Source organism: Streptomyces sp. NTH33, from assembly GCF_003236365.1.
GTDB lineage: Bacteria > Actinomycetota > Actinomycetes > Streptomycetales > Streptomycetaceae > Streptomyces.
Genome location: NZ_POTZ01000213.1, coordinates 1 through 11,914 on the forward strand (window position 1 = coordinate 1; position 11,914 = coordinate 11,914).

Sequence of the window (11,914 nt, forward strand, 5' to 3'; positions counted from 1 at the left end):
GAGCCGGACGTGCGGCGCCTCGGGGCGCTGGCGGGCGGCGAACAGGCGCAGGAGTGGGCCGAGCAGGCCAACCGGTACGAGCCGGAGCTGCGCACCCACGACCGGTACGGCAACCGGATCGACGAGGTCGACTTCCACCCCGCCTGGCACCACCTGACGCGGACCGCGGTCGCCGAGGGGCTGGCCGGCGCGCCCTGGGCGGACGACCGGCCCGGCGCCCATGTGACCCGTACCGCGGGCGGGCTGGTGTGGGGGCACACCGACGCCGGGCACGGGTGTCCGACGTCGATGACGTACGCAGCTGTACCCGCCCTGCGCGCGCAGCCCGAACTCGCCGCCGTCTACGAGCCGTTGCTGACCAGCCGGGTGTACGAGCCCGGGCTGCGGACACCGGCCGGGAAGCGGGGCCTGCTGGCGGGCATGGGAATGACCGAGAAGCAGGGCGGCTCCGACGTACGGACGAACACGACGACCGCCACGCCGACCACCGAGCCGGGCGTGTACACCCTGAGCGGGCACAAGTGGTTCACCTCGGCGCCCATGTGCGACGTCTTCCTGGTCCTCGCGCAGGCCCCGGGCGGCCTGTCCTGCTTCCTGGTGCCGCGCGTGCTGCCCGACGGCAGCCGCAACACCTTCCGGATCCAGCGGCTCAAGGACAAGCTGGGCAACCGGTCCAACGCCTCCTCCGAGCCGGAGTTCGACAACACCGTGGCCTGGCTGGTCGGGCCCGAGGGGCGCGGCGTCAGGACCATCATCGAGATGGTCAACTGCACCCGCCTGGACTGCGTGATGATGTCGGCGGCGCTGATGCGCAAGACACTCGTCGAGGCGGGCCACCACGTGCGGCACCGCGCCGCCTTCGGCGCGCGGCTGATCGACCAGCCGCTGATGCGCAATGTGCTGGCCGACCTGGCGCTGGAGTCGGAGGCCGCCACGACGCTCACGCTGCGGCTGGCCGGCGCGGCCGACCGGGCGGTGCGCGGGGGCGGCGACCAGGGGACGGAGGCGGCGTTCCGGCGGATCGCGACCGCCGTCGGCAAGTTCTGGGTCACCAAGCGGGGTCCGGCCTTCACCGCGGAGGCCCTGGAGTGCCTGGGCGGCAACGGCTACGTCGAGGAGTCGGGCATGCCCCGGCACTACCGCGAGGCGCCCCTGCTGTCGATCTGGGAAGGTTCGGGGAACGTCAACGCCCTGGACGTCCTGCGGGCGCTCGGCCGGGAGCCCGGCACCGCCGAGGCGTTGTTCGCCGAACTCGCCCTGGCCCGCGGCGCCGACGCCCGTCTGGACGCGGCCGTGGCGCGGCTCAGGACCGGTCTGGGCGAGGCGTCCCCGGTGGGCGCGCGCCGCCTGGTGGAGCTGATGGCGCTGACCCTCCAGGCGTCCCTGCTGGTCCGGCACGCTCCGCCCGCCGTCGCCGACGCGTTCTGCGCGACCCGGCTCGGCGGCGACTGGGGCCACTCCTTCGGCACCCTGCCGGCCGGCGCGGACCTCGACGCCGTCCTGGAGCGGTCCCTGCCGGGTTAGGGCACATCGCCGAGGCCCCGGGCCCACGTCACCAGATGTTACGGCTCCACAGCGGGCCGAAGCGGGCCCACTCGGCGTCCCACCGGGCCATCCGGCGGCGCTCCAGGCGGGTGCGCAGGGCGCGGCCCGTGACGAGGGGGACGGCGGCGGCGCTCACGCCCACCAGGCCGCCGACCGTTCCGGCCCGGGTGCGGGCCTGGGCGGGCGTGGCCGGTTCGGTCACCAGGCGGCCCCGGGGGTCGGTCCACACGGTCACGGGGGTACCGGCCGCGCTGCCGGGCCGCACCCGGGCCCGGCCGGTGTGCTCGGTGCCGTCCGCGGCGGTCCAGCGCACCTTTCCCCACACCCGCAGGGCGGTGCCGGACCCCTGACCGCTCCCGGCGGGCGAGCCGGGCGCCCGTTCGGTCACCAGCGCGGTCGTGGGCCGCCACTGAAGGCGCTCCTGGGCCAGTCCGCGCTCCACTCCCCGGGCCGCCGTCCAGCCGGCGAGCACCCCGGCGAGAACGGTGAGGACCCAGGTGCCGAGCACGACCCAGGCCTCCACCGTGTCGGTGCGGCGTCTGAGCGGATTGCGGCGCCACCGCCACAGCCGCACCTTCGGACCACGGAACGCCATCAACGGCATCCTCCTCATGAGCGCACGGACCGCCCTCCCATACGAAGGGCGGCTCCCCGATGCTCACGACGGGCTCCCCGCCCGGCGCCCGTACGGGTCCTCCCTGGGTGCGCGCGAGGGTGGGCGGTGTGCCGACCGTGCCGCTGCGACCTGCCACGACGCCGCCACGAAGGTGACTGTCAGTGGTGGGGTGCACACTGGCCGATGTCCGGGACAAAGGGGTCCGGACGAAAACCTCGCGGAGGTGATCGGCATGACCGAGGTACTGCTCGCCGTGGGCACGCGCAAGGGCCTGTTCATCGGGCGGCGGCGCGGTGGCGCCTGGGAGTTCGACGACAGTCCGTACTTCAACGCACAGGCCGTGTATTCGGTCGCCGTCGACACCCGCGGCACCGTCCCGCGGCTGCTGGCCGGCGGCGACAGCGCGCACTGGGGGCCGTCGGTGTTCCACTCCGACGACCTGGGCCGCACGTGGACCGAACCGGCCCGGCCGGCCGTGAGGTTCCCCAGGGACACGGGCGCCTCGCTGGAGCGGGTGTGGCAGCTGCACCCGGCGGCCGCGGAGCCGGACGTGGTGTACGCGGGCACGGAGCCGGCCGCACTGTACCGCTCCGAGGACCGCGGTGAGAGCTTCGAGCTGGTTCGCCCGCTGTGGGAGCACCCCACCCGGTCGAAGTGGGTGCCGGGCGGTGGCGGTGAGGGCTTGCACACCGTGGTGACGGACCGGCGCGACGCGCGGGCGGTCACGGTCGCCGTCTCCACCGCGGGCGTGTTCCGCACGTCCGACGGCGGGGAGAGCTGGACGCCGTCCAACTCCGGCGTGTCGGCGGTGTTCCTGCCGGATCCGGACCCGGAGTTCGGCCAGTGCGTCCACAAGGTCGCGCAGGACGCGCAGGACCTGGACCGGTTGTACCTGCAGAACCACTGGGGGGTGTACCGCAGCGACGACGGGGGCGGGCACTGGACCGACATCGGTGAGGGCCTGCCGTCGACGTTCGGCTTCGCCGTGGCCGCCCATCCGCACCGCGGTGACACAGCGTACGTCTTCCCGATCAACGCGGACGCGGACCGGGTGCCCGCCGGCCACCGCTGCCGGGTGTTCCGTACGGCGGACGCGGGCAGGAGCTGGGAGCCGCTCACCGCGGGCCTGCCGGGCGAGGACCACTACGGCACGGTGCTCCGCGACGCGCTGTGCACCGACGACGCGGACCCGGCGGGCGTGTACTTCGGCAACCGCAACGGCGAGGTGTACGCGTCGGCGGACGACGGCGACAGCTGGCAGCAGCTGGCCTCGCACCTGCCGGACGTGCTCTGCGTGCGCGCGGCGGTGATCGGCTGACCGCAGCGACGCGCCTCGGGCAGGCGAACACACCGGAAATCGACGGCGGCGCCCCCCGAACCCGTGGGTCGCCGCCGTTCCACTCACCGAGGGCACCCGACTCTGCCGCGGGCCGGACCCCGGGGCGACCGGAGCACCTTCCTGCAACTAATATGCAAAAGCATTTGATCAGCAGTAAGGATGTGAGGGTTCATGACCGGCCGACGGACACGGGCAGCCGCAGCGGTGGCGACACTCATCGGAGCCGCCGCCTGCTCGGCCCCCAGTGGCGGTACGGGCAACGGGGGTGACGCCGACTCCGTCGTGATCGGGGTGGCCTCCGAGCCCGATACCCTCAGTCCTCTCCTCGGCTACGGCAAGGACGGAAACTCCAAGATCTTCGACGGTCTGCTGGCCCGGGACGCCGACATGAGGTTGACACCCGCGCTGGCCGGTTCACTGCCCCGGGTCGGCAACGGATGTATGCGGGCCGGATCGTCGAACTGGCCGGCGCGGAGGAGTTCTTCGGCTCCCCCGGCCCCCGCCATCCCTACAGCCGCGGCCTGCTCCAGGCACTCCCCGACCGTGCCTTCACCCCCATCCCCGGCCTGCCGCCCGAACTCGGTGACCTCCCCGGCGGCTGTGCCTTCGCCGCCCGCTGCGACCCGGGCCGGCGACGCCTGCGCCGTACTGCCGCCGGCAGTCGACGGGGTCGCCTGCCACCACCCCGTGCCCGGCGCCGGCGAGGAAGCACGTCAGGGAACACCGGAGGACGTCCGTGCTTGAACTGCACGCCATCACCGCGGGCTACGACCGGCGGAATCCGGTGGTACGGGACGTCTCCCTGGCCGTCGCGCCCGGTGAGGCGGTCGGCCTGCTCGGCCCCAGTGGCTGCGGCAAGTCCACTCTCGCCCGGGTCGCGGCCCTGCTGCACCGCCCCGACTCCGGCACCGTGCTGCTGGACGGCGAGCCCGTACGGCGGTGGCGCCACCGTGCCCCGCGCCCGCTGCGCACCGCCTTCGGCGTGGTCTTCCAGCAGCCCCGCCTCGCCTCGGACCCCCGCCTCGCACTCACCGACCTGATCGCCGAACCCCTGCGCGCCACCGGCCGGCGCGACGAGGTGCGGGAGCGGGTCACCGAGCTGGCCCGGACGGTCGGCCTGACCCCCGACCTGCTCGGCAGACGCCCCCACGAGGTCAGCGACGGCCAGCTCCAACGCGCCTGCCTGGCCCGTGCCCTCGTCCTGCGCCCCCGCTGGCTGATCTGCGACGAGATGACCGCGATGCTCGACGCCTCCACCACGGCCGCCCTGGTCGCGGTCGTCGAGGACTACCGTGCCGTCACGGGCGCGGGCCTGCTCGCCGTCGGCCACGACCACACACTCCTGCACCGCTGGTGCGACCGCACCGTCCACTGGGACGCCCTGACCGGCGCCGGCCGGACGCACTGACCGGAGACCGCCGGCCCGGTCGCCCCCACGACACCGCCTCTGCGAGGACTCCCCCGCTCAGCAGATCCTCACCGTCCGTCCCCAGCGGGACCGCCGGCTCCGGCGACGGTGGTGCGGGCGGACTCGTCGACACGGAGGGTGAAGACGTCCGGGCGGGCGTAGTGGCCGGTCGGGTCGAAGTCGAAGCGGGCGCGGGCCAGGTCGTCGAGGTCGAGTTCGGCGGTCAGGATGCCCTCGCCGTCGCGCAGCGGTCCGGCCAGGACCTCGCCGAGCGGAGAGACGATCACGGAACCGCCACCGATCAGCACGGTGTCGGGCGCGTCGCCCTGCACGGGGTGGAGGTCGGCGGGCAGGGCGTCACGGCGCAGGTACTGGTTGGCGCTGAGGACGAAGCAGCGGCCCTCCAGCGCGATGTGCCGCATGGTGGCCTGCCAGGCGTCGCGGTCGTCGACGGTCGGCGCGCACCACAGGTCGACGCCCTTGGCGTACATCGCCGTGCGGAACAGAGGCATGTAGTTCTCCCAGCAGATGGCCGCGCCGAGGCGGGCCGTGCCGGTGTCGACGACCGGCAGGGTGGAGCCGTCGCCCTGACCCCACAGGTAGCGTTCGGCAGCGGTCGGCATCAGCTTGCGGTGCAGGCCCAGATAGCCGTCCGGCCCGAAGAAGAGCGCCACGCAGTACAGGGTGCCGCCCTGCCGTTCGACCGCGCCGACCACGGCGTGGCAGCCCAGTTCCCGAGTGAGGCCGGCCAGGGCGTCGACCTCGGGGCCGGGGACGTCGATGGCGGCGGCGTGATAGCGCCGGAACAGCTCCCGGCCGGCCGGGGTGCGGCTGCCGACGGTGATGCCGAAGTCCAGGCCCTTGGGGTAGCCGCCGAGGAACGCCTCGGGCAGGACGACGACTTCGGCGCGGTGGGCCTCGGCGGCCTCACGGATCAGTTCCTCGGCGCGAGCCAGCGCGGCGGGCGTGTCGAACAGCGGGGCGGCGGCCTGGACGACGGCGGCAGTCACAGTGGTCATGCCGCCGAGACTAGCCAGGAGTTCAGCAGTCGTACCAGGTCAGGGTGCGCGTGACCGGCGGGGGGTCGGCCCCCCGCCGGTCGGCTGGAGCGGATCTGTCAACCGGTCGTGCAGGTGGTGCCGTTGAGGGTGAACGTCGTCGGGGCGGGGTTGGTCGTGAGCATGGTGCCGGTGAAGCCGACCGCGACCGAGCCGTTGACGGGGATCGTCGAGGTGTACGGCGCGGCGGCGACCGTCACCGAGGAGCCCTTCTGAGTCGGGGTGCCGCCCCACATGGTGCTGACGGTCTGGCCGGCCGGGAAGGCGAAGCCCAGAGTCCAGCCGTTGACGGTGGCGGTGCCGGTGTTGCGGACGGTGATCTCCGCCTGGAAGCCGCCGGGCCATTCGTTGGTGACGCGGTAGCCGACGGAGCAGCCGGCGCCGGGGGTGCCGGTGTCCTTCTTGGTCGTGACGGTGACCGTGGCCGAGCGGGGGGAGCGGTTGCCGGCCGCGTCCCTGGCGTACACCGCGAAGGTGTACGCCGTGTCCGGGGTCAGGGACGGGACGGTGACCGTGGTGGTCGTGGAGAAGGCGGCCGTGGTCTCCGTGGTGCCGTTGACGCGGACCACCTCGTAGCCGGTGACGCCGACGTCGTCCGTGGCGGCGGTCCAGGTCAGGGTGATCGAGGTGGAGGAGACACCCGAGGCGGTCGGTTTGCCCGGGGCGGTCGGAGCCCGGGTGTCGGGGGCGGTGCCGCCGAAGACCGTGGCCTCGCGGGAGGTCTGGGCGATGCCGTTGGCGCCGTGGAAGACGCGCCGGCCCCAGGAGCTGAGCCGCGCCGGGTCGAAGCCGATCGCGAGGTCGAGGACCGGGTCGGTGTTGCCGCTCCAGGACCAGGCCAGGTAGCCCAGTTTGAGCTGCTGGGCGGCGGCCATCATGGTGTCCTCGTCCGGGTCGCCCCACTGGTCGGCCGGACCGCCGAACTCGCCTATGAGGATCGGGAGTTTGGCGGCGACGAAGGCGTTGAGGTAGTCGGTGACCTTCTGGGCCGTGTCGAAGACGCTGTACATGTGGATCGAGAAGATCAGGTTGCCGGTGGTGTCGGCGTCGTAGACCGTCCGGGCGTTGGCCCGCATGACGCCCTGCCAGTCCTGGCCCCAGTTGGGCGCGTCCACCATGATCGTGTGCTGGAAGCCGGCCCCGCGCAGCTTCTTGATCGCGGCGATCGTGGGGGCGGTCCAGCCGGCCGGGTCGGTGTTGCCCCAGGGCTCGTTGCCGATGTTGATGACGACGTAGTCCTCCTCGCCGGCCAGGACGCTCTTGAGGCTGATCCAGTAGTCGGCGGCGTGGTCGAGCGTGCCGGCGGCGGCGTCCTCGCCGTAACCGGTGGTGTCGTGCACCTCCAGCACGCAGATCAGGCGGTTGGCCTTGCAGTTGGCGATGACGGCCGCCACGTCCGCCGCGCTGTTCCGGGTCCAGCGGTGGCCGTCGGAAAGGACGACCCGCACGCTGTTGGCGCCGAGCGCCTTGATGTCGGCCAGCGACCGGGTCTCGCCCGGGTACCAGGTGTGGGCGTGGTTGACGCCGCGCATCACGAAGTCGTTGCCGTTGCCTTCGAGGAGGCGGCCGTTGCTGATGTGCAGGCCGGTCGCGGCGGCACCGGGAGACCGGGGACCGGCGTGGGCAGGTGTCGGGGACAGCGCGAGCAGGCCGAGGAGGATGGCCACGGCTGCCAGTAAGGCGGTGGACGGGTTCCTGAGCGTCGTGCTTCTTGTTGTTCTCACTGCGACTCCAGGGAGTGAGGCAAGGAAGCCGGGCGGACCATGACTATGGGAGCGCTCCCATAGAGCCAGTTACGTCAGGGGCACGTCAAGGGTTGGGGGGAAAGCGGTTTCCCGCCCGGGGGATGACGTGCTGACGGCCGGAGCAGGAAGGCGTGCCGATGGCCGGAGCCGGAGGGCACTGCCGCCCCCGACTCCCTCCGCCGCGGAATCAGGCGCCGGCCTCGAAGCCGTCACGCCCGCGATGACCTACGGCAGTCGCCAGTCCACCGGCTCGGCCCCCTGCCGCACGAGGAGGTCGTTGGCCCGGCTGAACGGGCGCGAGCCGAAGAAGCCCCGGTCCGCCGACATCGGTGAGGGATGCGCCGACTCGATCGCCGGATACTCCCCGAGCAGCGGGCGCAGGTTGCGGGCGTCACGGCCCCACAGGATCGACACCAACGGCCGCTCCCGCGCGACGAGGGCACGGATGGCCTGCTCGGTGACCTCCTCCCAGCCCTTGCCCCGGTGGGCGCCCGGCTTGCGCGGGGCCGTGGTCAGCGCCCTGTTCAGCAGCAGCACACCCTGCCGCGTCCACGGGGTCAGATCGCCGTTGGACGGCCTGGGCAGACCCAGATCCGCGTTCAGCTCCCGGTAGATGTTCTCCAGGCTGCCCGGCAGCGACCGCACCTCCGGCGAGACCGCGAAGCTCAGACCGATCGCCATGCCCGGCGTCGGATACGGATCCTGGCCGACGATCAGGACCCGCACGTCGTCAAAGGGCTGCTGGAACGCCCGCAGGACATTCGCCCCCGCCGGGAGATACGTCCTCCCCGCCGCCACCTCGGCGCGCAGGAAGTCCCCCATGTCCGCGATACGCCCGGCCACCGGCTCCAGAGCCTTCGCCCAGCCGGCCTCAACAAGTTCATCCAACGGTCGTCGTCCCACGCCACGTCACTCTAGTGGCCCCCACCGACAACCCGTACCGGCACACCGGCCCCTGCGTGGAGGACCTCCCCGGGCGCTAGTCTTCCTCCCCGTCGAGGTCATCGAGCCGGCCGAGCAGATCGCGCGGCCGGTCGCCGGGGAGGAGGGGAGCCCGTTGCGTCCCATGAGCAAACCGCTCCGCCACGGTCGTCATGTCCGGTCAGCCCCTCGGCACGGCTTCTTCGCCCCGCGCCCGTCCAGCCACGCCGACGACCCGCTGACCGAGCAGGCGGGACAGCCGGTGGACCGGCGCCTGCCGTGACGGGCGGGGCCGCGGCCGGCGTCTCCGGTTTCCTCGCCGTGGACTCGGGCGGCTCCGGGGTCCGGGTCGTGGTCGGCGTGCCCGGACGCGGGCCGCTGGCAGGGTGCGAGTCCGGGGAGCCGGTGCGCACCGGGGCACGAGGCATCGACCCGGGGCACCTCATGGAGCAACTGGTTCCCGCGGCACGGGCGTTGGCCGCCGAGGCGGGGGTGGAGCGGTTGACGACGGCCGTACTGGGCGCCGCCGGGTTCGCCACCCTGGGCGACGCGCTGCGCGCCGAACTGCCCGGCGCGCTGGCGCGGCACCTCGGGGTGCGCAGAGTGGCGCTGGTCGCCGACGCGGTCACCGCGTACACCGGCGCCCTGGGGCCGCGGCCGGGCGCGGTGATCGCCGCCGGGACCGGTCTGATCGCGATCGGCACCGATCTGACGGGCTGGCGCCGCGCGGACGGCTGGGGCCACCTGCTCGGCGACTGCGGCAGCGGCGCGTGGATCGGCCGGGCGGGCCTGGAGGCGGCGCTGCGCGCCCACGACGGGCGGGACGGCGGCTCGGCGCGGCTGCTGGCCCGCGCGGAGGAGGCGTTCGGGCCGATGCCGGAGCTGCCCGGCAGGCTCTACCCGCGCTCCGACCGCGCCGCCGTCCTGGCCTCCTTCGCACCCCAGGTGGCGGTGTGCGCCCCGGACGACCCGGTCGCGGCGGGCATTCTGCACGCGGCGGCCCGGCACATGGCCGAGTCGGCCGCGGCGGTCTGCCCGGCCGCGGGGGAGCCTCTGCTGGCCCTGACCGGCGGCCTGTTCAAGCTGGGCAACCCTCTCCTCGTACCGCTGGAGCGGGAGTTGGCCGGCAGGCTGCCGCACGCGCGGCGGGTGCGCGCCGAGGGCGACCCGCTGCACGGCTGCGTGCGGATCGCGACCGATCTGGCCAGGGACGTCCTCGCGCTGCCGGGTGACGAGAAACTGCTGTACGTACCACCTCCGCAAGGGGACTGATCCCGCACACAGACCGATCGGCTCGAATCCGTACGTAACTCATCAGACAAAACCGGACGGATACCGCTCACCTGCCCCCTCCCCGAACAGAGGAACCCGCAAAGCCAGTAACATGCGGCGCCATGAGCTCCCCCACTGGGCCCGCGTCCGGCCTGCCAGTACGAATGCCGCGCCCCCGCCAGCCCGGACGGCACCGCCGACCCGAACCGCTGGCGGCACCCGAGGGCGCGCCCGCGCTCGTCCTCGTGGTGCCGGGCACGCCCGGCGCCGCCACGCGCAGCCTCGCCGAGGAGGTCGTGAGCATCGCCCGCTCCGAGCTCCCCGGCCTCGACGCCCGGATCGGGTACCTCGACGGGGACGACGCGGAGTACCCGCCCCTGCAGTCCGTGCTCGCCCGCGCGGCCGAGGAACGGACCGCCCGCTACGAGCAGGCCGTCGCCGCCGGTGTGGAGGCCAAGGAGCCCGAGGGGCCCGTCGCGGTCGTCGTGCCGCTGCTGGCCGGTCCGGACAGCGCGCTGCTGCGCCGGGTCCGGCAGGCGGTCATGGACAGCCGGATCGCGGCCGAGCTGACCGATGTGCTCGGCCCGCACCCGCTGCTCGCCGAGGCGCTGCACGTGCGTCTGTCGGAGGCGGGTCTGGCCCGCGCCGACCGCGCCCGCCTGTTCACCGTGGCGACCGCGGCGGACGGGATCATCCTCGCCTCGGTCGGCGGCGAGGAGGCCGTGCAGGCGGCCGGGATCACCGGCATGCTGCTCGCCGCCCGCCTCGCCGTGCCGGTGATGGCGGCCGCCCTGGACCAGGAGGGCTCGATCTCCGGCGTCGCCGAGCAGCTGCGGTCCTCCGGCTCGCAGCAGCTGGCCCTGGCGCCGTACCTGATCGGTCCGGAGATCGACGCCGAGCTGGTCGCCGCCGCCGCCGAGGAGGCGGACTGCTCCGCCGCGGAGGCGCTCGGCCCGTACCCGGCGATCGGCAAGCTCGTCCTGGCCAAGTACACGACGGCGCTGGGCATCGCCCCGCAGCAGCCGCAGGGCACGCCGGCCCTCTGACGCGCGGTTCGTCCCCGTACGACAAGAGCCCGCTCCTCGGCCGTGAGGGGCGGGCTCTTTTCCCGCGTTCAGCCGAGGACCACGCAGGACGCGGCCGTCACCCCGACCGCGCCGGCCCGTGCGGGCAGCCCGGTCTCCTCGTCCACGGCGAACCAGGTCACGTCCCCGGAACGCTCGTTGGCGACGTACAGGAAGCCTTCGGACAGGGTCAGCGCCCGCGGCCAGTGACCGCCGCACGGGACCGTGCCGACCAGCCGCGGCCGCTCCCCGTCCGCTTCGAGGGCGAACACGGACAGGACGTCCTCGCCGCGTGTCGCGGTCCACAGGAACCGGCCGTCCGGCGCGACCGCGAGGCCCGAGGGGTAGGCGTCGCCGTCCGGGGCCGCGGGCAGGACCCGGGTCTCGGCCGGCGGTCCGAGCGAGCCGGCGGCGGCGTCCCAGCGGCAGACGGTGACGGTGGGGGTCAGCTCGTTGACGACGTAGGCGTACGTGCCGTCCGGGTGGAAGGCGAGGTGGCGGGGTCCGGAGCCGGGGCGCAGCGCGATCTCCCGGTGCACGGCGAGCCGGCCGTCCCTCAGCGTGCACACCCTGACCGAGTCCGTGCCGAGGTCCACGCTGACGGCCCAGCGTCCGCTCGGGTCCGGCTGCACCTGGTGGGCGTGCGGGCCGGACCCGGTGTGCCGCAGCACGGCGGCCGGTGCCCGGGCGAGGCGGCCGTCGGCGCGCAGGGGGACGGCGCTGACGCTGCCGGAGCCGTAGTTGGCGGTGAGGACGTGCCCGTCGAACAGGCTCAGATGGGTGGGGCCGCTGCCGCCGACCCGCACCGGAGGACCGGTGAGCTCGACCGTCCCGTCCTTCACCCGGTACGCGGCCACCGCGCCCTCGTCCGTCTCGCTGACCGCGTAGAGCGTGCCGCCGTCGGGGGACAGCGCCAGGCAGGAGGGGTCGGGGACGTCGTCCACGC

The 11,914-nt window shown here is 73.9% G+C and carries 11 protein-coding genes and 2 pseudogenes; 8 read left to right on the top strand and 5 right to left on the bottom strand.

The features are described 5' to 3' along the window. Positions 1-1,524, top strand: a 1,524-nt coding sequence (locus C1I97_RS20385; protein WP_111004656.1) for an acyl-CoA dehydrogenase family protein, incomplete at its 5' end; no start/stop codon positions are given. Positions 1,525-1,552: 28 nt separating this feature from the next. Here the strand turns inward: C1I97_RS20385 and C1I97_RS20390 are convergent. Continuing rightward, positions 1,553-2,140: an Rv1733c family protein gene (locus C1I97_RS20390; RefSeq protein WP_111004657.1), complete on the bottom strand. Its 588-nt coding sequence runs from the start codon at positions 2,138-2,140 to the stop codon at positions 1,553-1,555. Between the two features lie 253 nt (positions 2,141-2,393). Between C1I97_RS20390 and C1I97_RS20395 the strand changes: the two genes are divergently transcribed. From C1I97_RS20395 to C1I97_RS20410, 4 genes and pseudogenes are all read left to right on the top strand, one after another. Then, entirely contained in the window at positions 2,394-3,479 is a 1,086-nt protein-coding gene (locus tag C1I97_RS20395) for a WD40/YVTN/BNR-like repeat-containing protein (RefSeq protein WP_111004664.1), read from the top strand. Positions 3,480-3,671: 192 nt separating this feature from the next. Further along, positions 3,672-3,935 (top strand): annotated as a pseudogene (locus tag C1I97_RS41600) (ABC transporter substrate-binding protein); the annotation flags it as partial. Between the two features lie 2 nt (positions 3,936-3,937). Then, a pseudogene (locus tag C1I97_RS20405) lies at positions 3,938-4,244 on the top strand (oligopeptide/dipeptide ABC transporter ATP-binding protein); the annotation flags it as partial. After that, positions 4,237-4,908, top strand: coding sequence for an ABC transporter ATP-binding protein (locus C1I97_RS20410; RefSeq protein WP_111004665.1), 672 nt, complete (start codon positions 4,237-4,239; stop codon positions 4,906-4,908). The pseudogene C1I97_RS20405 and the gene C1I97_RS20410, both read left to right, overlap by 8 nt. Before the next feature lie 68 nt (positions 4,909-4,976). On the opposite strand, the gene C1I97_RS20415 is transcribed toward C1I97_RS20410, so the two are convergent. From C1I97_RS20415 to C1I97_RS20425, 3 genes are all read right to left on the bottom strand, one after another. Continuing rightward, complete coding sequence (locus C1I97_RS20415; RefSeq protein WP_111004658.1) at positions 4,977-5,927, bottom strand: nitrilase-related carbon-nitrogen hydrolase; 951 nt, start codon at positions 5,925-5,927, stop codon at positions 4,977-4,979. 98 nt (positions 5,928-6,025) lie between these two features. After that, positions 6,026-7,690, bottom strand: a complete 1,665-nt coding sequence (locus C1I97_RS20420; protein ID WP_111004659.1) for a cellulase family glycosylhydrolase — start codon at positions 7,688-7,690, stop codon at positions 6,026-6,028. 246 nt (positions 7,691-7,936) lie between these two features. Beyond that, the gene (locus tag C1I97_RS20425; protein WP_111004660.1) at positions 7,937-8,614 is read right to left on the bottom strand and encodes a uracil-DNA glycosylase; all 678 of its coding nucleotides are present in this window, start codon (positions 8,612-8,614) and stop codon (positions 7,937-7,939) included. A 163-nt stretch (positions 8,615-8,777) separates the two neighbouring features. Between C1I97_RS20425 and C1I97_RS39995 the strand changes: the two genes are divergently transcribed. From C1I97_RS39995 to C1I97_RS20435, 3 genes are all read left to right on the top strand, one after another. After that, positions 8,778-8,915, top strand: a complete 138-nt coding sequence (locus tag C1I97_RS39995; protein ID WP_181446816.1) for a hypothetical protein — start codon at positions 8,778-8,780, stop codon at positions 8,913-8,915. After that, positions 8,912-9,904: an N-acetylglucosamine kinase gene (locus C1I97_RS20430; protein ID WP_111004661.1), complete on the top strand. Its 993-nt coding sequence runs from the start codon at positions 8,912-8,914 to the stop codon at positions 9,902-9,904. The genes C1I97_RS39995 and C1I97_RS20430 overlap by 4 nt, the downstream gene beginning before the upstream one ends. Positions 9,905-10,026: 122 nt before the next feature. Beyond that, complete coding sequence (locus C1I97_RS20435) at positions 10,027-10,950, top strand: sirohydrochlorin chelatase (protein ID WP_111004662.1); 924 nt, start codon at positions 10,027-10,029, stop codon at positions 10,948-10,950. A 68-nt stretch (positions 10,951-11,018) separates the two neighbouring features. Here the strand turns inward: C1I97_RS20435 and C1I97_RS20440 are convergent, their stop codons facing one another. After that, positions 11,019-11,912: a lactonase family protein gene (locus C1I97_RS20440; protein ID WP_258382660.1), complete on the bottom strand. Its 894-nt coding sequence runs from the start codon at positions 11,910-11,912 to the stop codon at positions 11,019-11,021. Positions 11,913-11,914: the final 2 nt, after the last annotated feature.